Origin of the sequence: Cohnella rhizoplanae (genome assembly GCF_948329515.1) — a bacterium.
Taxonomy (GTDB): Bacteria; Bacillota; Bacilli; order Paenibacillales; family Paenibacillaceae; genus Cohnella; species Cohnella rhizoplanae.
Window position 1 is genome coordinate 514039 of record NZ_CAOJCN010000002.1, and the last position, 21565, is coordinate 535603.

The window sequence follows — 21565 nt, forward strand, 5'->3', positions numbered from 1 at the left end:
GTGAAAAAGCGGGTATACGGCAGCGTAACGGAAATGATCGGAAATACCCCCGCCGTCCGGTTGAACCGGATGACGGGACCCGAGGACGCCGAGGTGCTGGTCAAGCTCGAACGCTTCAATCCGAGCGGGAGCGTCAAGGACCGGGCGGCGAGCTCGCTCATCGAAGATGCCGAAGCGAGGGGACTGATCGGTCCCGATTCGCTGATCGTCGAGCCGACGAGCGGCAACACGGGGATCGGGCTGGCCATGAACGCGGCGGCGAGAGGCTACAGGCTGATCCTCGTCATGCCGGACAATATGTCGAAGGAGCGGATCGATCTGCTGAAGGCCTACGGCGCTGAGGTCGTGCTGACGCCGGCGGCGCAGCGGATGCCCGGCGCGATCCGGGAAGCGCAGGCGATCGCGGCCCGAACGCCCGGCAGCTTCATGCCCAATCAGTTCGAGAACGAGGCCAATCCCGCCGTTCATCGGCGGACCACGGCGCTGGAAATTCTGGAACAGACGGAGGGACGGCTGGATGCGTTCGTGGCGACGGCCGGCACGGGCGGCACGATCACCGGCACCGGCGAGGCGTTAAAGGAGAGGCTGCCCCATATCCATATCTCCGTCGTGGAGCCCGCCGGCTCGCCGGTTCTGTCGGGCGGCGTGCCCGGACCCCACAAACTCGTCGGCACGAGCCCCGGCTTTGTTCCTTCCATCCTGAATACGGATGTGTACGACGAGATCGTCCGCGTCACGGACGAAGACGCGATCGATACGATGAAGCGGTTGGCGAGGATGGAGGGCATACTGGCCGGCCCCTCGTCCGGCGCTTCGGTATGGGCGGCGCTGCAGTTGGCCCGGAAGCTGGGCGCAGGCAAGCGCGTGCTCTGCATCGCGCCGGACACGGGCGAACGGTATTTGTCGATGGATTTGTTTTGACGAGCGGTTGTGCCGTTAATAGCGGCGCAGCCGTTTTTTTGCGCTTCGTTATTCGAACTGGTCTCACGCTTGCATAGTTCCCTTACGACGGCTGCATAATAGGGGTCGATTGTCCAACGACAGGAGGGATTGTCATGCTTCAACCGATCAGCGGCAAGGAGCTGGAGTACATCGCGGATTCGATGTCCAACGAGGACCTGCTCATCAAGCAGTGCACGGCTGCCTCCGCGGAGTGCTCCAACCAGCAGATCAAGCAGGTGCTGAATCATCAGGCGCAGGTGCATACGCAGCATTATCAATCGCTGCTCGCGCTTATGCAGCAGCACCAGCCGCTCGCGCCGACCCAGCCCCAAGCCTAATTAAAATACGGTATCGGAAAAGGAGACCCCACATGGCGCCAGCTAACCGGCAATTTTTGCCAGACGAAGATTTGGCTTATACCGTGCTCGCCGATCTGAAGCGCGTGACCCGCGAATATGCGACGGCGGCAACCGAATCGGCATGTCCGACGGTCCGCCAGCAATTCACGCAACTGCTGAACGTGACGCTTCAGATGCAGGGCGAGCTGTACGACGCGATGCAGTCGGCTCAGATGTATCCGGCACCGGCGCCCGCCCTCAAGCAGGATATCGACAGAAGCTTGAAGTCGTATCAGGATACGCAAACGAAGACACAGCAATTCGTGCAGCAGGCGCAGCAGATCGCGACGCCGGCCTGGCAGCAGCAGCAGTCAAGCGGCCAGCAGCACGTGCAGCATTAATCGAGACCAGATGCCGCAGGGCCTCTCTTCGGACGGCAATGTCCGGAGGGAGGTTTTTTCATGCTCATTGCCCGGCGCCCGTTCCAACCTCCGCCGATTGAAACTTCTTTTCACGAGGCATGTTTTTGATGTAAACTGAAATGTATTCAGGAGGGATCCCAATGAACGAATTTAAATTGAAGATTCTGGATCTGCTCAAGGAAGACGCGAGATTGTCCGCTTCGACCATCGCTACGATGCTTGGGGCGGACGAAGCCGAAGTGTCTGCCGCCATCGGAGAGATGGAGCGGGACCATGTGATCGTGAAGTATGCGACCGTCGTGAATTGGAGCAAGGTCGACGACGAGAAAGTGACGGCGCTCATCCAGGTCGAGTGCACGCCGGAGCGCGGACGCGGCTTCGAGAGCATCGCAGAGCGCATTTACCTGTATCCCGAGGTCAAGTCCGTGTACCTGATGTCGGGCGCGTACGATCTGCAGGTGGAGATCGAAGGCAAGAACTTGAAGTCGGTCGCTTCGTTCGTCTCCGACAAGCTCTCGACCATCGAATCCGTCATTGCGACCAAGACCTTTTTCATACTTAAAAAATATAAACAGGACGGCATCATTCTCGAAGAATTCGAGGGCGATCACCGCCTGCTCGTCTCGCCTTGAAGCATTAAGGGAGCGAGTATACCGCAAAGGACGGTTGTCCAATGATTACGAACCATCAGACGCGCGACACGAAAAGGACGGACGGCATGAAGCAGTATTTGTCCGCCGGCGCGCGCGCCATCCCGCCGTCCGGCATCCGCAGGTTTTTCGACCTCGTGAGCGCCAGCAAGGACAGCAGCATCATCTCGCTGGGCGTCGGCGAGCCGGACTTCGTCACGCCGTGGCATATCCGCGACGCGGCGGTCTATTCGCTGGAGAAGGGCAAGACGCAATATACGTCCAACGCGGGCATGCTGGAGCTGCGCGAGGCGATCGCCGAGTATTTGAGCAAGCAGTTTCAAGTAAACTACGAGCCGGAAAACGAAGTGCTCGTGACCGTCGGGGGCAGCGAAGCGATCGACCTCGCGATCCGGGCGCTCGTCGAACCCGGCGACGAAGTGCTTATTCCGGAGCCGAGCTACGTCCCTTACAGCCCGATCACGGCGCTCGGAGGCGGGGTGCCCGTCGGTATCGAGACCTTTGCCAAGGACGGATTCAGGCTCACCGAGGAGAGCCTGCGCGCCATGATCACGCCGCGCTCCAAGCTGCTGATCCTCTCTTATCCGAGCAATCCGACGGGCGCGATCATGAGCTACGAGGATCTGCTGCCGATCGCGAAGGTGGTCGAGGAGCACGATCTGATCGTCGTCTCCGACGAGATCTACGCAGAGCTGACTTACGGCTCCAAGCACGTGAGCTTCGCAACGCTGCCGGGCATGAAGGACCGCACGATCCTGGTCAGCGGATTTTCCAAGGCGTTCGCGATGACCGGCTGGCGCATGGGTTATGCCTGCGGCCATCCCGATCTGATCGGCGCCATGCTCAAGATCCACCAGTATACGGTCATGTGCGCGCCCATCATGGGCCAGGTCGCGGCGCTCGAAGCCCTGAACAACGGCATGGAAGAAATGTACCGGATGGTCGAATCTTACAACCAGAGACGCAGGCTTGTGGTCCAGGGCTTCCGGGATATCGGGCTGCAATGCCACGAACCGCAGGGCGCCTTCTATGTATTCCCTTCGATCGAATCGACCGGCCTGTCGTCCGAGGAATTTTCCATGCGGCTGGTGCAGGAAGCCAAGGTAGCGGCGGTCCCCGGGCATGTATTCGGCAAGGGCGGCGAAGGCTTCCTGCGTTGTTCCTACGCATCATCCGTCGCGCAGCTGTCCGAGGCGCTGGATCGGATCGATCAGTTCGTAAGGCAGCTGTAATCGGGGGATTTGGAAAAGGGATGTTTTTTTTCTGAAGTTCTGCTATAATTACCCTTGTTTTGCAGACTTGCCCGATGCTGCGGAGAGGGGGATAACGATGGCGACAGCAAGCAACCATTCACTGGATCCGGCGGATCCCGCTACTTGGGTGCCGGTCAGGAATACCTACAGTGAAGTCGACGCGCCTCCCTCCTATAACGACCGAAGCCTACAAGAAGAGATCGATCTGCTGAGGCGGCGCATGACGGAGACTTTTCTTCGGGAGGATTCCTTCACCGCGGAGCCCGTCATGGAGATTAGCCGGATGCTGGACGTGAAGATCAACGAATATATGAGACTCGGCTATCCTACCCGTTAAGTCCGGAGCTTGCTCCGGGCTTTTTATTTTGATGTCCTGCGAGGTTCCCGGCATGCGTTTTTTCTAGTCCGGCCGGGATTGTGCTATAGTAAAGCTAGAAATTTTGCGCCTGGAGGTGACGGGGCATGCTTCTGCTGGTAACGGGCGGCACGGGCTCGGGCAAATCGGCCTATGCCAGGCGATTGGCGGAATCGCTGGGGCGCGAAGCGATCGCGTTCACGTGCCCCGCTTGGCCTCCGCGGCGCACCGGCGAGAGCGCAGGTTCCGGCTTATCGCCAAGCGACGACAGGCTGCGGCGCGGCCCTGCGGCGGATGCGCGGGGGACCGCGTCCGGGCGGCGCGGGTTCTCATGGACGCATGTGCCGGCGGACGGAGATTGCGCGCAGGCGCTCCATCGCGTGAATCTGGATTCGAATCCGTACCGCGCGGAGCGTCGCACGCTCGTGCTGGACAGCCTGTCCGGCTGGCTCAGGCATCGCGTGCTGGAACGGTCGCCGGACGACGGAACCATGGAAGAGACGGCAGCCGCGGCGGGCGAGCTGCTGACCGCGCTCCTGGAATTCGAGGGCATCCTTATCGTCGTGACCGAGGAGGCCGCCGCAGGACTCGTCTTCGATCCGCGGGAACGCACGTACATAAGGCTGCTGGCCGAATCCAACCAAAGACTGGCCGCGGCGTCGCATACGATCTATCGTTTGTCCTACGGCATGGCGGAGACGGTCCGGGGAGAGCGGCTGTGAAGCGGGAGGAATGGGCATGAAACTATATACGAGAACCGGGGATCAAGGCAAAACCTCGATTATCGGCGGCCATGTAAATAAAGACGACGAGCGGGTGGCGGCGTTCGGGACGATCGACGAGCTGAATGCTTTCGTGGGACAGGCCGCTGCGACGGCGGCTTTGGCCGCAGGGTATCTGCATTCGCGAGAAGCCCTGGCCGAACAAGCCGTACTCGATTTTCAAGCCCGGCTCGCGGAGGAGCTGGCGGTCGTTCAGCATGAGCTGTTCGACTGCGGCTCGGATCTGTCCTATGCGGCGCCTAGGCCGGAGCAGCTTAAGGTCCATGCCGGAATGGCCGACCGCCTCGAGGCTTGGATCGACCGCCACGAGGCGGGCAACCCGCCGATCGCGCGGTTTATCCTGCCGGGCGGGACGGCGACCGCCGCGGCGCTGCACGTATGCAGGACGGTCTGCAGACGGGCGGAACGCGAGGTCGTGGCGTTGGCGGCTACGGGCAAACCGTGCCCGCCGGAGGTCGCGAAGTACTTGAACCGCCTGTCCGATTATTTTTTTGCGGCCGCGCGGGCGGCCAACGCGGCGGCCGGCGTGCCGGACGTTGAATACGAGAGGGGAGCGGCGGTATTCCGCCGCATCGGCAAGGAGCTATAGCTACGATGGAATGGGAACGCAGGGAAGGTTACTACAAGCCGCTCGTGCATGTCGCCGACGAGCGGGACGAAGGGCGCATGCTGCGAGACGTGCTGCGCAATCGGATCGGCATCTCGAGGCGGCTGTGGACGAAGCTGAAGGCATCGGAGGAGGGCGTGACGGTCAACGGCAACGCCGTGTTCTCCAGCTTTATCCTGTCCGCCGGAGATATCGTGGCGCTGCGCATGGAGGAGGAGTCCTCCGACGATATCCTGCCGCAGCCGATGGCGCTCGATATCGTGCACGAGGACGAGGACCTGCTCGTGCTGAACAAGCCCGCGGGCGTCATCGTCCATCCGACGACGGGCCACTACGCCAACACGCTGGCCAACGGCGTCATGCACTACTGGCGGGAGCGCGGGGAGCGGTGCAGGTTCCGTCCGGTCAACCGGCTGGACGAGGATACTTCGGGCCTCGTGATCGTCGCGAAGCATCCGTACGCGCAGCAGCAGCTGTCCGCGCAGATGACGGCGGGCACCGTGCTTAAGCAGTACCGCGCTTATGCCTATGGCCGGCCTCCTGCGGACGACGGCGAGGTGAACGCGCCGATCGGCCGCGTGCCCGAGGATCCGCATCGGCGAGCCGTCAGAGAGGATGGTCAGCCCTCCCTTACGTATTATTCGTTAGCCGAGTCGTTCGCCTGCGGCGCGAGCGCGCTCGCGATCCGTCTGGGCACCGGCCGGACGCACCAGATTCGCGTGCACATGGGAGCGATCGGGTGCCCGCTCGTCGGCGACGCCTATTATGCCGATCCGGCTTGGGCGCGCACGCCGCTCGCCTCCGCCCTGGACGGCGCGATCGGCAGGCAGGCGCTGCATGCCGCGGTGCTCTCTTTCCGCCATCCGGTGACGGGCGACGAGACGCGTCTCGAGGCCCCCCTGCCGGCAGATCTGCAGGAGCTGGAGCGCATTCTGCGAGAGCTTCCGCCCGGCCTGGATGCCCGCTAAGCCGCATTTACGCAACCTGGAGGAAACATAGCGATGCCCAAACGATTGACGGTATACCAATATTCGTCCTGCGACACCTGCCGCAAGGCGGTCAAGACGCTGCAGGCTCAAGGACACGAGCTCGAACTGATTCATATCAAGGAAACGCCGCCCTCCGTCGAGACGCTCCGCAAGCTGGTCGCAGATAGCGGGCTGCCCATCGGCAAATGGTTCAATACGGCGGGCGACGTCTATCGGTCGCTTGGATTGAAGGACCGCATGGCGGGACTGACGGAAGATGAAAAGCTGGAACTGCTGGCCGGTAACGGCATGCTGATCAAACGCCCGGTCGTCACGGACGGCGTCCAAGTTACCGTCGGCTACCGGGAAGAGGAGCTGAAGCGCGCCTATGACGACTGACGGACGGAATCCGGGAGAGACGCAAGACGATAGCAGGAAAGACGCGACCGGACAGGGACAGCCAGGTCCCGAACGTCAGCCGGGCTTGGATGTGCCGCAGCCGCGTCCGATCGATCGGGACGCGCCGGCCGTCCTGCCGACATCCGACACGCAGGAAGCAGCGCCGGAGGGCGACGGCAGCAAGCGCAAGGGCCGCGGCGGCTCCTGGGCGTTCGGCGCGGTCCTCGCGTTTCTCCTTGGCAAGGGCAAGGCGGCGCTGCTGCTGCTGCTGAAGTTCGGCAAGCCGCTGATCTCCATGGCGGTTACGATCGGCGCGTACGCGCTGATTTACCCGTGGGCGTTCGCCTTCGGCCTAGTGGCGCTTATTTTCGTTCACGAGATGGGTCATGTGTGGGTGGCGAAGCGCAAGGGATTGCCGGTCACGGCGCCCTTGTTCATTCCTTTTCTCGGGGCCGCGATCATGATGAAGCGCAACCCGAAGGATGCGGCGACCGAGGCCGACATCGCGCTGGGCGGACCGTACCTGGGTACCGCGGCGGCCTTCGTCTGCTACGGCATCGGCGAATACACGGACAGCGGCGTATGGCATATGCTGGCCTATGTCGGATTTTTTCTCAATCTCTTTAACCTGGTTCCGATCCGTCCGCTCGACGGCGGCAGGATCGCGTCCGCCGTGAGCCGCTGGATCTGGGTCGCCGGCGCGGTCCTCGGGCCGTTCATTATCTGGTACACGCACAGCGTGATTTTCACCCTCATCTGGATCTGGTTCCTTTTCTCGGCGTACCGCAAGTTCACCGCCAAGCGCGGCGAGGGACCGGCGCATATCGCCGAAGGCGTATACCGGGCCAAGGCGGATCCCGCTCTGCCCGACTGGTACTACCGCGGCTCGAGCCATCTGCGCGAGCTGCCGTATACGGCCTATTGCAGGCTGGACGGGCAGCACGTGGTCGAGTTCGAGTGGGAAGCGCTATCGTTCAAGGGCGAGCTGCCCGTCGACCAGGCGATCCTCATCCGCCGCGTCTACGCGTATCAGATAGAAGGGCCGGACGAGGACCAGAACCTGACCTTGAAGGTGCGGGTCGAAGGCAACGTATACGAGCCGGACAATTACTACGACGTGGCGAGCCGCGACCGATGGCGGATCGGCGTTTTGTACGGCGGCCTCATTTTTCTGCTGGTTTATATGATGTGGGTCATTCAAGAAGCGGGCTGGACGAGCCCGGTACAATAACGCGGCGGGACGTGCGCATACGGGAAGGAAGCTGTTGACGATGAATCGGCAAGCATGGAGATCGGATCGTCTGGATCGTCTGGGGTCCGCGATCTTCTCGGAGGTCGCAGGCTGGAAGGCGGCGGCCCGAGCGGCGGGACTGGACGTGATCCAGCTGGATATCGGCAGTCCGGATCGGCCTCCGTCGGTCGGGATCCGCGAGCGGCTGGCGGAGGCCAGCCTGCGCCCGGAGCTGTATCGCTATCCGGGCACCGACGGCAGCCCGGACTTCCGGCGGAAGGTCGCCGAGTGGGTCGAACATCGCTTCGGCGCGAAGCTCGATCCCGAGCGGGAGGTGCTGTCGCTCATGGGGACGCAGGACGGCCTCGGCCATCTGGCGCTGGCCGTGACGAATCCAGGAGATGCGGCCCTGCTGCCCGATCCGGGCTATCCTGTCTATCAGGCCGGTCTGGCCGTGGCCGGCGTAGAGACGGTCCCGATGCCGCTGACGGCGGAGCGCGGCTACCTGCCCGACTTCGAGGCCATTCCGGACCGCGTCTGGGACAGGGTGAAGTTCATGCTGCTGAGCTACCCGAGCAATCCGACCGCGGCCGTGGCGGATCTCTCCTTCTTCGAGCAAGCGGTCGCCGTCGCGAAGAAGAGAGGCGTCCTGCTCGTCCACGACAACGCGTACAGCGAGATGGCGTACGACGGCTTCCGCCCGCCGAGCGTGCTCGAGGTGCCGGGCGCCAAGGACGTCGCGATCGAGTTTCATTCGCTGTCCAAGTCGTTCCACATGGCGGGCGCGCGCATCGGCTTCGCCGTCGGCAATCCCGACGCGCTGGACAGCCTGCGCGCGCTCAAGAACAACATCGACTTCGGCGTATTCCTCGCCGTCCAGGAAGCCGCGATCGCCGCGCTGGATCTGGACATGAAGGCGCCGGACCCCGTCGGGCCCGTCTATGAGCGGCGCAGGGACGCGTTTATCGCGGCGATGGCCGAGGCGGGCTGGGACATCCCGCCGCCGCGGGGCTCGATGTTCGCATGGGCGCCGGTGCCGGGGGCGTGGAGCTCGCGGGAGCTGGCCCGGACGATGCTGGAGCGGACCGGCGTGGCGGCGATACCCGGGAGCGCCTTCGGCGCGCTCGGCGAGGGCTACGTGCGCTTCGCGCTCGTCGCGCCGGAGGATCGGCTGCGCGAGGCGGCGGCGCGCATCGGGCGGTTCTTGCGGGACCATGGGCCTTCGGAGACGCGTTGAGGCTTGCCGCTTCTGCACAATTTAGGCAACCGGCCCATTCCTCGCGCTATGCTATAATAGAGTGATAGACTAACGCGCGAGGGTGAGAGATCAAGAGATGAACGACAACCAACATAGAGTACTGCTCGTCGACGGCATGGCGATATTGTTCAGAGCCTACTTCGCGACCTCCTATACAGGCTACATCCGCAAGACGAAGGCCGGTCTTCCGACCAATGCGGTCCATGGCTTCGTCCAATATTTTTTCGACGCGATCAAGACGTTCCGTCCTACGCACGTCGTCTGCTGCTGGGACATGGGGAGCTCTACCTTCCGCACCGAGCAGTTCGGCGCCTACAAGGGCAATCGGCCGGAGCCGCCGCTCGAGCTTATCCCGCAGTTCGACCTGGTCAAGGAGGTCGTGGCCGAGATGGGCGTCCTGAACGTGGGCATGCGCGGTTATGAGGCGGACGACTGCATCGGCACGCTGGCCGCGACGCTTAGCGGCGACGCGGAGGTGTACGTGCTGACCGGCGACCACGACCTGCTGCAGCTCGTATCGGATCGCGTGAAGGTCGTCATCATGAAAAAAGGCAAGCTGAACTATGCCGTATACGACCTCGAGACGCTGATGAGCGAACGGCAGCTTACGCCCAGTCAGATCGTCGATCTGAAGGCGTTCATGGGGGATACGAGCGACAATTACCCGGGCGTGCCGGGCATCGGCGAGAAAACGGCGCACAAGCTGCTGCTCGAGTACCGGTCCGTCGAAGGCGTGCTGGACAATCTCGACAAGCTGGCCAAAGGCGTGCGCGCAAAAATCGAAGCCAACCTGGAACTGCTCCATCTGTCGCGCCAGCTGGCGACGATCCGCCTGGATGCGCCGGTCGCTTGTTCGCTGGAGGAGTGCGTCTGGGAGATCAGGCGGGAAGCGGCGGCGCGCAAGTTCGAGGAGCTGGAATTCGGCGGGCTGTACAAACTGTTGGGCGTCGCGGAGGCGCTGGGCCAAGCCGATCTGCTTGCGGAGGCGGAGGATCCGTTCGCCGAGCCTGAGGTCTTGCAGGGAGAGCTGATATTCGCCGAGGCGGACGGGAAGCTTGCTTAAATAAGAGAGTCGCCGGGCAGCGAGCGCCGGCGATTTTTTAATGCATATATACCGGCGCTGCCGCGCGCCATAGCACGATCGGTCAGTAGGATCGCCGTCCGTCTATCGCGGATAGCCGCCTGTCTTAGGGCTTGTAAGCGCACGAAGACGCGCTCGTCGGCTGCCTGCTTCAAGCCTGATCAAGCGCGCGTATCGCTAAGATGGCATGCTGCTAAGCGACGCTTGCGTCACTGGTCTTCGCCGGTATCCTCGATCGGATCTTCGCCGGGGAAGCCGCGGGACAGGTCCTCGTGCAGCGCGATATTTTCGTATCCGAAATGCGTATCTTGGTCGATTCGCCAGGGCTTGGACCTGCCCAGCTTCAGGTTGTTGACAAGGCTGGCGCCGTAAGGGCCTTCCGGGAATTCCTCAAGGAACAGATCGTTGCGGGTCGATTCGACGGTGCTCAGATCCGTATCGGGTCGACGGTCTTCAGAGAGGAAACGGGACACGAATAAGCCCTCCTTTGATCCAAGATGGGCCTATTGTGCGTATTGGGCGGGCGAATCATGCATGGGAATTCAGTCGGTAAAGTGAACTTCGCCCAGCACGAGCGCCAGAAAACGGGAAAGATCGGCAGCCTGCTCCTCGTCGATTCTGAAGACCGAAGCGATCACGCCTTCTTCCTCCAGATCGTCGTATGCGAGCACGCCGCTGCGGCCGGACTGCATGTCGACCACAAGCTTTTTTCCGTAAAACCGGTTGGTGGTGATAATGGCCAGATCGAAGCGGTTCAGGCCGGGCGATACGAACGTCACGAAGCGGGTAGAAGTCTGCTCGGTGCTATCGGAAAGAAAATCAAAGTCCGTCAAGTCCATGCCGGGTAGGCTCCCTTCTATTTTCCGAATGCGGTAATTCGTGATCAATAAGGCGCTTCCTGGTGCGAGAATTGCGGGCTCTCGATCCGGTCGTCGTAGCTCTTGTGAAAAACGGCGGTCGCGGACGGCGACATCGGCGGGATCAGCCACGACCATCTGCCGGTGACGGCCCTGCCCGCTTTTTCTTCGTTGCGCTCGAATACGCCGAATTGCTGCGCCGCCGTATGGTGGTCGACGATCGCGACGCCAGCCCGGCGGTACGAGTGAAGCACCGCGGCGTTGAGTTCGAGGAGCGCCCGGTCCTTCCACAGCGTCGCATTTGAACTCGTGTCCAAGCCGAGATTCGCGGCGATGAGAGGCAGCAGATCGTACCGGGCTTCGTCGCCCAGGTTGCGCGAGCCGATCTCCGTGCCCATATACCAGCCGTTGAAGGGCGCCGCGGGATAACGTACGCCGCCGATCTCCAGAAGCATGTCGGATATGACTGGCACAGCGTACCATTTGGCGGGAAAATCGCCGAACAGGTCCCTGTCCGGATGGGTAAGCGGGACCTCTAGCGCGTGAGAGCGCGGTATATCGAACAGTCGCGGCGTCTTGTTGCCATGCTGAACGACGAGCGGCAGCAGGTCGAAGGGCGTGCCTTCTCCGCGCCAGCCAAGCCTTTCGCATACCTTGGTGAACCGGACGGAAGCAGGGTCGCCGACGATGCCGTCCGGCCTCTCGTAACCGGCGTACCTCAGCAGTTGGTGGTTCCAGATCCGGAACGTGGCACGGCCCTCTCCGGCAGGCGGCAGGATCGTGATCGCAGGGCGGATCTCTCCGCCGTTGGTGGCGAAAGCGAGATGCCGGAGCAGCGCTTCGAACACCTCTGTCTCGCTGGATGCACCCCGTTCGTCGAACACGTGCATCCGATTCCAGAACAGGCGGCCAATGCAGCGATTCGCGTTGCGCCAGGCCATCCTGGCGCCGTGACGCAGCTCGTCGGGGCGATGCCGGTACGTGCCGTCGGCGGCGATTGCGTCGAGCGCTTCTCGGATGCGCGCAGAGGCGGCAGTCTGCTCCATGCCTGTCTCTTCGGCATAACGAGCGAGAAAGCTGCCGGCTTCGGACGGAAGCGCGGACATTGCGCCAAGATCGGTTGCGCGGGTGCTTGTCATAGTGAACGGCTCCTCTTGTCGCCCGCGATTCGGCGGACTCCGCTGCATGTTGAATTTACCTTATCATATCGGCCATGGCCCGGCAAAAGTCGATCCTGTGAAATCGCGGGGCGAACCCTCTTGTCAAAGTGGCCTTTTTTTGCTACGCTGAAGCAGACAGGTCGAACGGATGAGGAAGCACCTCTAACGCCAAGCGCGGGATGAGGTGCTTCTTTTTTTGTCGCCTTTTTTCTCCCTTGGACGGCTTGGAATCCCAGCGCCGGCGTGCAGCCGGACCATACAAGGAGGACGAAGGCTATGAAGATCGTGTTTTTGAATCGGCTCGAGCTGGATAGCGGTTATCCGGCAGGACGCGAGGGTCAAGTATTCATCGGAGAGGAGCAGGGCAACTGGACCGCGGGCTGGCAGGAGACGGCCGAGGGCGGAGAGACCGAGCGGACGATCTGGTACGAGGGCACGAGCTGGGAGGAGCTGCTGTCGTCGTTCCGCCATGGCGTGGCCGGCCGGATGAAGGAGGGGTACCGTCCGATGCTGGACGGCATGCTCGACGACACGCCTTTCTGGGAGCGCAAGCCGCAGCTGCAGACGCTGCTCCAGTGCTATGCGGACAGTCAATCCGCTTCGGAGGAGGTGCTCGAGTCGCTTCGCCTCTGGCGCAGGACCAAGGCGGCGGAGGAGAAGCGACCCGCTTATATGATCGCGACCAACCGGGAGCTGCACGGGTTGGCCGTCTATCTGCCGCACAGCGAGGCGGAGCTGCAGCAGGTGCCGGGCTTCGGCAAGCTGAAGGCGCAGCGTTACGGCGCCGAGCTGGTCGCGATGCTCGCGCAGACGGAGCGCGGCCACGTTTTCCCGCTGGACTGGGTATCGGCCGCGGTATCGGAGGAGCGCTACGCGGCCTGGACGTTCGGTCAGCGGGAAGAGCGATACGGCAAGAGCCTGTCCCTCATCCGGGAGAAGCGCAAGCTGCTGGCTGGCATCCGCGAGGGCAGCTCGCTGGCGGAGCTCGCAGAGCTGATGAAGTGTGCCCGCAGGGACCTGGTCGCCCGTATCGAGCAGCTCGACGAAGAGGGCTACGACGTGCTGCCGCTCATCGAGCAGGAGCTGGCGACCGTTCCCGAGGAGGAGAAGGAGATCGCCCTGGGCGCTATGGGCGAGCTGGGAGACCGCTTCCTGAAGCCTCTGCAGCAGCGCGTATACGGCGGCGCGGCCGGCACGGAATTTGCCGAGACCGAGCGACAATACGAGAAGCTGCGCATGCTTCGCATAAGCTTCCGTAGAAGCCGGAAAATCGCCATTTAAGGACGAATTCAGCCATAAACCCGTGTTCACGGGGTCGAAGCGCCCTTTTGCCGCAACACCGGACGTGATATGATGCCATGGATATTGGAATAGGCATGCATGCGGGTTCGGCGAGGGGCGCTTACACAGATGGAATTAGACAAAAAGATGAAGCTCGGCCGACTTACTTGGCCTATTATGATCGAGATGTTCCTGGCCTTTGCGATCGGTACGTCGGATACGCTCATGGTCAGCAGAATCTCGGATGAAGCCGTCGCCGTCGTCGGGTTTTCCAATCAGTTCTTTAACGCCGTAATCGTCGTGTTCATGCTGGTCGCGAGCGGCGCAGGCATCTTGATCGCGAACCGGCTCGGCGCCGGCGAGGCCTACGAGGCGCGCAAGCTCGCGATCGTATCGGTGGTACTGACCGGCGCGATCGGGCTGGCCGTCAGCCTGTTGATGATCTTCGGAGCCAGCCAGATCGCCGCATGGCTCGGCATGCCGGGCGACATAAGGCCGCTGGCGCGCGATTATATGTCGATCGTGGGCGGCGGCATGATTTTCACGGCGATCGGCAACGCGCTGTCGACCGCCATCCGCAATACGGGCAACACGCGGTCGCCGATGTACATCGCGCTGGTCATGAACGTCGTGCACATTTTCCTGAACGCGGTCTTTATTTTTGGCCTGTTCGGGCTTCCGAAGTGGGGGCTGTTCGGCGTCGCTCTGTCTACATTGTTCGTTCGCGCGGCTTCGGTGGTGTTCCTGTTTTATATTTTCCGCTCGGCTTTCGGCGGCAAGATCGGCTACGGAGAACTCTTCCGCCCGGACTGGGGCAAGTCCAAGGAGATCCTGCGGATCGGCTGGCCGCTCAGCATCAACGGCGGCTCCTGGCAGATCTCCCAGCTCGCGATCACGGGCATCATCGGCGCGATGGGCGCACAGGAGCTCGCGGCGCGGACATACATGAACACCATGGAATCGTTCGCGTTCACGATTGGCTGGTCGTACGCGATGGCGGTGCAGATTCTGATCGCTTACCTATTCGGCCAGGGCCGGCTGAAGGAGGCATACCACAGCGCATATCGGGCGATGGGGTACGGCATGGCGTTCGTGATGTTCAACACGGCGCTGATGCTTGTATTCCGCAGTCAGATCATCACCTTCTTTACCGCCGATCCATGGATCGTCGACATGGCGATCGCGCTGCTGTGGCTGAATCTCGTCCTGCAGCCGGGCAAGATGCTTAACATGGCGCTCGGCCAATCGATCGTGGCGGTCGGGGACAGCCGGTTCATGATGAAGATCTCGATCCCGAGCCAATGGCTCGTGTCCGTAGGCCTCACGTACTTGCTGGGCATCCAGTTCGGCTGGGGGTTGTACGGCGTCTATGCCGGCATGATCCTCGACGAGTACATCCGGGGGGCGGCGCTATACTTCAGATGGCGCCATCATCGGCGCCGGGGCTTGTTCGCTGTACCGAGCACGGGATATGAGGGCGGTGCCTGACGGGGCGCGTCGTCGGCCGGCGGCTTGACCGCCTGATCCATTCCGCTCGCCTAGTTGCGACAAGGCGCTCCCGCGTTCTGCTGCTGCAGAATGTCAGGAGCGCCTTGTGTCGTATGAACGGGCCGGCTGCGTTCATAGCCAATCCTTCTTGCGGAAAATATAAAACATGCCGAATCCCAGTCCGATCATAATGCACAACAGCACGACGGAGCCGTACTGATCGTGCATGCCGGGGATATAATCGAAGTTCATGCCATAGACCCCGGTCAGGAAGGTCAGCGGCATGAAGATCGTCGTCAGCGCCGTGAAGACGCGCATGATCTCGTTGGCCCGGTTGGCGACGCTGGATTGATAGGCTTCTCGCAAGTTCCCCATCAGATCGCGGTACGTTTCGAACGTTTCGTATATTTTGACGGCATTTTCGTGGATGTCGATAAAATATTTCTGCAGCTGGTGATCGATAAGCCGGAGGTCCCGCTTATTCAGCGTGGCGATGACGTCCCGCTGCGGGCCCAGTACCTTTTTGAGCCAGAGGATCTCGCTTCGCAGCCCGATGATCTCAGTCAGATGGGACTTCTTCGTGTGCATCAGGATATCTTCTTCAAGCTGCTCGATGCGGGCCTCGATCCGGTCCCCGACGGAAAAGTAATTGTCGACGACGATATCGACGAGATGGTACATCAGCCTGTCGGCCGTGTTGACCTCTTGCTCCCAAAGGACCGGCTTGATGCTGCGCAGCTCGTTGATTTTCTGGCGGGTGACGGTGATGAGGTAATGGCGTCCGAGAAACAGGTTCAGGGCCCGGAGGAAAATCTCCTCGTCGTCGAACCGGATGCTGTTGATGACCAAAAAATAATGGCTTTCGTAAACTTCGAGCTTCGGGCGCTGCTCTTCCTCGGTAAGGCAGTCCTCGACGGCCAGGTCGTGGATGCCGAACAGCGGCTGAAGCACGACCAGATCGTCCACGTCGGCGTCGATCCAGTAGAAGCCCTCTTCGGGCGGGACGAGCGTCTCGGTGATGTCTTCGACAGGCGTGAATAAGCCTTGACGGACCAGGCGGATCTTCATGGATATCGCTCCTTGTCATAATCGGCTTAAGCGCCGTCCGGCGCGCCTGTCGATAGGCGCATGGAACGGCGCTGTCGTATTATGCAGGGCGAACATCCGCGGGCGAAGGGGCTACTCGGCGGAGCCGGGCAAGCGCGGGGCTTCGGCGGCGGACTCTCGTCCTGCGGCAAATCTGCTTGATATTCGACTTGGCCCAGGATGATCTCCTTCCATGACCGGCTCCCCCCTTCCGCGTTCGGATCGTTTCCTAACCTTTGGTCCCGCCCTGTCCGGGCGCAATCCGTGTTAAGTATAATCCTCCGCAACATCCCTTTCAAGGACAATTTCGCGGGGCTTTTTCGGGCGCTTGACGGGAACGGGCCGATCGGTTACATTAGGTTTAGTTTAACCAATACAACTGAATAGTTTTGCCCATCTTATCAAGAGCAGGCGGAGGGACTAGCCCGATGAAGCCCGGCAACCGGCGTAGCGTACGCACGGTGCTAAATCTTGCGAAGACGTTCTATTTAGGACGTTTCTGGGAGATGAGAGAGGCGATCGCGTGTAACCGTTTGTTAACGACGACCCCTTTCTGACGAAAGCGGGTCTTTTATTTTGCCCAAAACCGATCGAACAGGAGTGATATCATGCCCATCAAGGTACCCGACAACCTGCCCGCGAAGGAGATTCTGACCGGAGAAAACATATTCGTCATGGACGAAAGCGTGGCTTACCATCAGGATATTCGCCCGCTCCGCATTGCGATACTGAATCTGATGCCGACCAAGGAAACGACCGAGACGCAGCTCCTGCGCCTCATCGGCAATACGCCGCTCCAGGTGGAGGTCGTGCTGCTTCACCCGAAGACGCATACGTCGAAGAATACGTCGTCCGAGCATCTGGAGAGCTTCTATAAGACGTTCGACGAGATCTCCCATCAACGTTACGACGGCTTGATCATCACGGGAGCGCCGGTCGAGACGCTGCCCTTCGAGGAGGTCAACTACTGGGAAGAGCTTAAGGACATCATGGACTGGAGCGCCAAGTACGTCACCTCGACGTTCCATATCTGTTGGGCCGCGCAGGCGGGCTTGTACCACCACTTCGGCGTGCCGAAGCTCCCGCTCGAGGAGAAGCTGTTCGGCGTATTCCCTCATACGATCTCGAAGCGCAACGTGCCGCTGCTGCGCGGATTCGACGAGATGTTCTACGTCCCGCAGTCCAGGCATACCGAGGTGCGGCGGGAAGACATCGACAAGGTTCAGCAGCTGGAGGTGTGGGCCGAGTCGGAGGAAGCGGGCGTATACATCGTGGCCTCGCGCGGGGGCAAGCAGATCTTCGTGACCGGACATTCGGAATACGATCCGAACACGCTGAAGTGGGAGTACGACCGCGATAAGGCGAAGGGGCTCCGGATCGACGTGCCGAAGAACTATTATCCGAAGGACGATCCTTCCAAAATGCCGCTGTCGACCTGGCGCGCCCACGCGAACCTGCTCTATTCCAACTGGCTCAACTACTACGTCTACCAAGAGACGCCTTACGACCTGGGCGCCGGCATCTGAAGCGAATCCACCCCGCATGACCATATAAGACGATGGAGGAATCCCACACATGAAAATCGAAAGCCGCCTTGCCCAGATCGGTTCGCAGGAAGATCCCGCCACCGGCGCCGTCAGCTTCCCGGTCTATCAATCGACCGCCTTCCGCCATCCCAAGCTCGGACAGAGCACCGGGTTCGATTACGCCCGTACCAAGAGCCCGACGCGGGCCGTGCTCGAGGAAGCGGCTGCGCGGCTGGAGAGCGGCGATCGCGGATTCGCCTGCAGCTCCGGCATGGCCGCGCTTCAGACCATCTTCGCGCTGTTCAAGCAGGGCGACCACCTGATCGTGTCCCTCGACCTGTACGGCGGCACTTACCGCTTGCTGGAGAAGATCATGACCCGCTTCGGGGTGACCGCTTCGTACGTCGACACCAACGACCTGGACGCGCTCGAATCGCTGCGCACGCCGGCCACCCGCGCGGTTCTCATCGAGACGCCGACCAACCCGCTCATGATGATCACGGACATCGCGGCCGTCGCTTCCTGGGCGAAGGTGCACGGCCTGCTGACGATCGTGGACAACACGCTGCTCACGCCGTTCCTCCAGCGTCCGATCGAGCTCGGCGCCGATATCGTCATCCATAGCGCGACCAAGTATCTGGGCGGCCACAACGACGTGCTGGCGGGCTTGATCGTGACGAAGGGCCAGGCCCTCTCCGACGAGATGGCGTTCCTCCACAACTCCATCGGCGCGGTGCTCGGGCCGCAGGACTCCTGGCTGCTGATGCGCGGCATGAAGACGCTCGCGCTCCGGATGGAACGGCACGAGTTCAACTCCGTCAAGCTGGCGGAGTGGCTCGACGCGCACCCGGCGGTCGAATCCGTCTATCATCCCGCGCTGCCGGAGCATCCCGGCCATGAAGTCCAGAAGCGTCAGGCCTCGGGCAGCACGGGCATCTTCTCCTTCCGCATGAAGGACGCGCGCACGGTCGAGCCGATCCTTCGCCATCTGCGCCTGATCGCCTTCGCGGAGAGCCTGGGCGGCGTCGAGTCGCTGCTCACCTATCCGGCCGTGCAGACGCACGCGGACATCCCCGAGGAGATCCGCCGGCAGGTCGGCGTCGACGACCGCCTGCTGCGATTCTCCGTCGGCATCGAGCATATCGACGACCTGATCGGAGATCTGGGACAGGCGATCGGGTCGGCCGTGGCCGAGATCGGAGGAGAGCGCGCGTGACGCATCCGAACGACCGGCACGCGGGAGACCGCGAGTTCGCCACCAAGCTAATCCACTTCGGCTCGGAGATCGACGAGGCCACAGGCGCCTCGAGCGTCCCGATCTATCAGGCGTCCACGTTCCATCACTTCGATCTGGAGCAGCCGCCCAAGCACGACTACAGCCGCTCGGGCAATCCGACCCGCGAAGCGCTTGAATCGTACATCGCGCTGCTCGAGGGCGGGACGCGCGGATTCGCGTTCTCGTCCGGCATGTCGGCGATCTCGACCGCCTTCCTGCTGCTCTCGGCAGGCGACCATGTCATCGTCACCGAGGACGTGTACGGCGGCACGTACCGCCTGCTGACGACCGTGCTGAACCGGCTGGCGATCGAATCCACATTCGTCGACATGACGGACTTCGATCAGGTCGTTGCGGCGCGCAGGCCGAATACCAAGGCGCTGTTCATGGAGACCCCGTCCAACCCGACGCTCAAGATCACCGACATCTCGCGGATCGCGGCTTGGGCCAAGGAGCAAGGGCTCCTCACGATGCTCGACAATACGTTCATGACGCCTTATCATCAGCGTCCGATCGAGCTGGGCGTCGATCTGGTCATTCACAGCGCGACCAAGTTCCTCGGCGGACACAGCGACGTGCTCGCCGGCCTCGTCGTCACGGCGGACGACGAGCTGGGCCGCCGGGTCAAGGCGCTGCAGAACGGTCTCGGCACGGTGCTCGGCACGCAGGAATGCTGGCTTCTCATGCGGGGCATGAAGACGCTGCAGGTTCGCATGGAAGCGAGCGAGCGCGGCGCGCGCAAGCTGGCGGCGTGGCTGGACGCGCACCCCGGCGTGACGCGCGTGTATTATCCGGGGCTGGAAGGTCACCCGGGCAAAGACATCCACGAGCGCCAGTCCCGGGGCTATGGGGCCGTCGTATCGTTCGACGCGGGCAGCGGGGAAAGGGCCAAACGGGTGCTGGGCAAGGTGCGAATCCCGATCGTGGCGGTCAGCCTCGGGGCGGTCGAGAGCATTTTGTCCTACCCGGCCATGATGTCCCACGCCGCGATGCCGCCCGAAGTGCGGGCGGCCCGCGGCATCACCGACGGCCTGGTCCGTTATTCCGTCGGGCTTGAGGATATCGATGATCTCATCCGCGATCTGGAGCAAGCCCTTGAAGAGTGAACGGCCGGGAAGTCGAACCATTTTCTTCCATGATCTGGCTTCCCGACTATTCCGATACGTGGTAGAATAGCAATATTCGACACATTCGATACGACAAGGCAGGCGAGGACCGTTGACCGCGACAGTGCTGCTCGAGAGATTGAAGACGATTGCCAAGGTTTTTCTTCCGGACAGCCGGTTGAATGCCTTCCCGCCGGACTTTACGATCCGTCGGCCGATTCTGTCTCTCCTGCGGCGTCGTCTCGACCGCGGGGAAGCCTGCTTTTTAGCTTTGTATCGCTGGGATAGCAAGACCGTCCACGAGCAGGACCCGGACAGCCGCGAGGACGATCGGCGGCTGTCGGCCGCCAGCAGGCGGCAGCTCGCCGCGCTCGCGCGGGAGCAGTTCGGCGCCGGCGAATTGATCGGCATGGATCAGTTCGGCGCGCAGGACTATGCCGTGCTGGTCAGCGCGCCGCACGATCCGGACGAATCGTTCGTGCCCGCGGCGCTGTTCCGCAGGCTGGAGCTGCTCCGGCACGCGTTCGAGGGCGGCACCGCGACGGTGCTGCCCGAGGCAGCCGAGCGGCGGCAGCTGACGGGGACGTACGTCCCGGTATCGGCGGCTTCCTGGGGGAACCGCGCGGATGCTGCCGAAGTTCTGAAGGAGACGTTCGACTTCGCGCTCGCTCTCGCCACGGGAGCGGTCACGCCGCAGGTCATCGAAGCCCGCAGGCAGCTGGACGAGATTCTGGCCGAAGGCCGGATTTCCGTGCTGGCGCAGCCGATCATGAACCTCAGAAGCGGCGACGTGTACGGGTGGGAGATTCTGACGCGGGGACCGGCGGCGAGCGTGTTCCACATGCCGGACGAGCTGTTCCGCTTCGCGGGGCAGAGCAAGCTGCTGAGCAAGCTCGAATTCATCGTCGTGCGTCATGCCCTGGACGAGATCGCCAGCAGGCGCATCTGCGAGCCTGTTTTCCTCAACGTCACGCCGGTGACGCTCGCCCATCCGCTGTTCATGGCGCATCTGGAGCAGTGCCTGGAGCGGCATCCCGCGTTATCCGCGCGTCAGATCGTGCTGGAGATCACGGAGCGCCACGAGATACACGATCTTGCGGGCATGTCCGAGATCCTCGGCCGGTTCAGGGAGAAGGGGTACCGCTTCGCGATCGACGACGCCGGCTCGGGGTACTCGAGCCTGCAGTGGATCGGCGAGCTCACGCCCGAGCTCATCAAGATCGACCGCTCGGTCATCCAGTTCGTGGACCGGTTCAAGGTCAAGGAGAGCTTGCTGCGCGCGATCGTGACCGCCGCCGGCGAGATGAGCTGCGAGGTCGTGGCCGAGGGCGTCGAGCGCGAGGAAGAGGCGGACGTGCTGTTCCGCTTGGACGTCGGCATGGGCCAAGGCTATTACTTTGCGCGGCCGAACCCGTTGATGCACGAGCACGAGCGCGGCATTTTCGAAGAGATGAAGGAACGGATTCAGATTCGGCGCGGCTTGGTTGCTTCCTGATTAA

The 21565-nt window shown here is 62.1% G+C and carries 23 protein-coding genes and 1 riboswitch; of the genes, 19 read left to right on the plus strand and 4 right to left on the minus strand.

Annotation, left to right across the window (positions count from 1 at the left end; translation table 11 throughout):
* The first annotated feature begins 33 nt into the window (after nucleotides 1-33).
* The 13 genes from cysK (at nucleotide 34) to PQG80_RS06460 (ending at nucleotide 10268) form a co-directional block, all read left to right on the plus strand.
* Nucleotides 34-921 carry a cysteine synthase A gene (cysK, locus tag PQG80_RS06400; RefSeq protein WP_432432723.1) on the plus strand — a complete coding sequence of 296 codons (888 nt, stop codon included), beginning with the start codon at nucleotides 34-36 and terminating at the stop codon, nucleotides 919-921.
* A gap of 134 nt (nucleotides 922-1055) precedes the next feature.
* Nucleotides 1056-1280, plus strand: a complete 225-nt coding sequence (locus tag PQG80_RS06405; RefSeq protein WP_271750393.1) for a spore coat protein — start codon at nucleotides 1056-1058, stop codon at nucleotides 1278-1280.
* A gap of 32 nt (nucleotides 1281-1312) precedes the next feature.
* On the plus strand, nucleotides 1313-1681 hold the full coding sequence (locus PQG80_RS06410; protein WP_271750394.1) for a spore coat protein: 369 nt from the start codon (nucleotides 1313-1315) through the stop codon (nucleotides 1679-1681).
* Nucleotides 1682-1842: 161 nt separating this feature from the next.
* The gene (locus tag PQG80_RS06415; RefSeq protein ID WP_271750395.1) at nucleotides 1843-2334 is read left to right on the plus strand and encodes an Lrp/AsnC family transcriptional regulator; all 492 of its coding nucleotides are present in this window, start codon (nucleotides 1843-1845) and stop codon (nucleotides 2332-2334) included.
* An 86-nt stretch (nucleotides 2335-2420) separates the two neighbouring features.
* Nucleotides 2421-3584: an aminotransferase class I/II-fold pyridoxal phosphate-dependent enzyme gene (locus PQG80_RS06420; RefSeq protein WP_432432724.1), complete on the plus strand. Its 1164-nt coding sequence runs from the start codon at nucleotides 2421-2423 to the stop codon at nucleotides 3582-3584.
* Between the two features lie 97 nt (nucleotides 3585-3681).
* A complete protein-coding gene (locus PQG80_RS06425) occupies nucleotides 3682-3942 on the plus strand; it encodes an aspartyl-phosphate phosphatase Spo0E family protein (RefSeq protein ID WP_271750397.1) in 261 nt (86 codons plus the stop codon).
* A gap of 125 nt (nucleotides 3943-4067) precedes the next feature.
* Nucleotides 4068-4682: a bifunctional adenosylcobinamide kinase/adenosylcobinamide-phosphate guanylyltransferase gene (locus PQG80_RS06430; RefSeq protein ID WP_271750398.1), complete on the plus strand. Its 615-nt coding sequence runs from the start codon at nucleotides 4068-4070 to the stop codon at nucleotides 4680-4682.
* Between the two features lie 16 nt (nucleotides 4683-4698).
* Nucleotides 4699-5331, plus strand: coding sequence for a cob(I)yrinic acid a,c-diamide adenosyltransferase (locus PQG80_RS06435; RefSeq protein ID WP_271750399.1), 633 nt, complete (start codon nucleotides 4699-4701; stop codon nucleotides 5329-5331).
* Nucleotides 5332-5336: 5 nt separating this feature from the next.
* Nucleotides 5337-6317 carry an RluA family pseudouridine synthase gene (locus PQG80_RS06440; RefSeq protein WP_271750400.1) on the plus strand — a complete coding sequence of 327 codons (981 nt, stop codon included), beginning with the start codon at nucleotides 5337-5339 and terminating at the stop codon, nucleotides 6315-6317.
* A 33-nt stretch (nucleotides 6318-6350) separates the two neighbouring features.
* The gene (locus PQG80_RS06445; protein WP_271750401.1) at nucleotides 6351-6716 is read left to right on the plus strand and encodes an arsenate reductase family protein; all 366 of its coding nucleotides are present in this window, start codon (nucleotides 6351-6353) and stop codon (nucleotides 6714-6716) included.
* Nucleotides 6706-7947 carry a site-2 protease family protein gene (locus tag PQG80_RS06450; RefSeq protein WP_271750402.1) on the plus strand — a complete coding sequence of 414 codons (1242 nt, stop codon included), beginning with the start codon at nucleotides 6706-6708 and terminating at the stop codon, nucleotides 7945-7947. The genes PQG80_RS06445 and PQG80_RS06450 overlap by 11 nt, the downstream gene beginning before the upstream one ends.
* 40 nt (nucleotides 7948-7987) lie before the next feature.
* Nucleotides 7988-9184: an aminotransferase class I/II-fold pyridoxal phosphate-dependent enzyme gene (locus PQG80_RS06455; RefSeq protein WP_271750403.1), complete on the plus strand. Its 1197-nt coding sequence runs from the start codon at nucleotides 7988-7990 to the stop codon at nucleotides 9182-9184.
* Between the two features lie 97 nt (nucleotides 9185-9281).
* Nucleotides 9282-10268 carry a 5'-3' exonuclease gene (locus PQG80_RS06460; protein ID WP_271750404.1) on the plus strand — a complete coding sequence of 329 codons (987 nt, stop codon included), beginning with the start codon at nucleotides 9282-9284 and terminating at the stop codon, nucleotides 10266-10268.
* Nucleotides 10269-10495: 227 nt separating this feature from the next.
* On the opposite strand, the gene PQG80_RS06465 is transcribed toward PQG80_RS06460, so the two are convergent.
* From PQG80_RS06465 to PQG80_RS06475, 3 genes are all read right to left on the minus strand, one after another.
* Nucleotides 10496-10759 carry a hypothetical protein gene (locus PQG80_RS06465; RefSeq protein WP_271750405.1) on the minus strand — a complete coding sequence of 88 codons (264 nt, stop codon included), beginning with the start codon at nucleotides 10757-10759 and terminating at the stop codon, nucleotides 10496-10498.
* A 69-nt stretch (nucleotides 10760-10828) separates the two neighbouring features.
* Nucleotides 10829-11125, minus strand: coding sequence for a DUF3055 domain-containing protein (locus PQG80_RS06470; RefSeq protein ID WP_271750406.1), 297 nt, complete (start codon nucleotides 11123-11125; stop codon nucleotides 10829-10831).
* Nucleotides 11126-11169: 44 nt separating this feature from the next.
* Entirely contained in the window at nucleotides 11170-12282 is a 1113-nt protein-coding gene (locus tag PQG80_RS06475; RefSeq protein ID WP_271750407.1) for a nitric oxide synthase oxygenase, read from the minus strand.
* Nucleotides 12283-12579: 297 nt separating this feature from the next.
* Between PQG80_RS06475 and PQG80_RS06480 the strand changes: the two genes are divergently transcribed.
* Complete coding sequence (locus tag PQG80_RS06480; protein WP_271750408.1) at nucleotides 12580-13584, plus strand: HRDC domain-containing protein; 1005 nt, start codon at nucleotides 12580-12582, stop codon at nucleotides 13582-13584.
* 129 nt (nucleotides 13585-13713) lie between these two features.
* On the plus strand, nucleotides 13714-15072 hold the full coding sequence (locus tag PQG80_RS06485; RefSeq protein ID WP_271750409.1) for an MATE family efflux transporter: 1359 nt from the start codon (nucleotides 13714-13716) through the stop codon (nucleotides 15070-15072).
* A gap of 132 nt (nucleotides 15073-15204) precedes the next feature.
* Here the strand turns inward: PQG80_RS06485 and corA are convergent, their stop codons facing one another.
* Nucleotides 15205-16140, minus strand: a complete 936-nt coding sequence (gene corA / locus PQG80_RS06490; protein ID WP_271750410.1) for a magnesium/cobalt transporter CorA — start codon at nucleotides 16138-16140, stop codon at nucleotides 15205-15207.
* A 413-nt stretch (nucleotides 16141-16553) separates the two neighbouring features.
* Nucleotides 16554-16671, plus strand: a riboswitch (SAM riboswitch).
* A 95-nt stretch (nucleotides 16672-16766) separates the two neighbouring features.
* Between corA and metA the strand changes: the two genes are divergently transcribed.
* The 4 genes from metA (at nucleotide 16767) to PQG80_RS06510 (ending at nucleotide 21561) form a co-directional block, all read left to right on the plus strand.
* Nucleotides 16767-17684: a homoserine O-acetyltransferase MetA gene (metA, locus tag PQG80_RS06495; RefSeq protein ID WP_271750411.1), complete on the plus strand. Its 918-nt coding sequence runs from the start codon at nucleotides 16767-16769 to the stop codon at nucleotides 17682-17684.
* 49 nt (nucleotides 17685-17733) lie between these two features.
* Nucleotides 17734-18900 carry a PLP-dependent transferase gene (locus PQG80_RS06500; RefSeq protein WP_271750412.1) on the plus strand — a complete coding sequence of 389 codons (1167 nt, stop codon included), beginning with the start codon at nucleotides 17734-17736 and terminating at the stop codon, nucleotides 18898-18900.
* On the plus strand, nucleotides 18897-20066 hold the full coding sequence (locus PQG80_RS06505; RefSeq protein ID WP_271750413.1) for a PLP-dependent transferase: 1170 nt from the start codon (nucleotides 18897-18899) through the stop codon (nucleotides 20064-20066). Before PQG80_RS06500 ends, PQG80_RS06505 begins: the two co-directional genes overlap by 4 nt.
* Before the next feature lie 112 nt (nucleotides 20067-20178).
* Nucleotides 20179-21561, plus strand: a complete 1383-nt coding sequence (locus PQG80_RS06510; RefSeq protein WP_271750414.1) for an EAL domain-containing protein — start codon at nucleotides 20179-20181, stop codon at nucleotides 21559-21561.
* The last annotated feature ends 4 nt before the right edge of the window (nucleotides 21562-21565 follow it).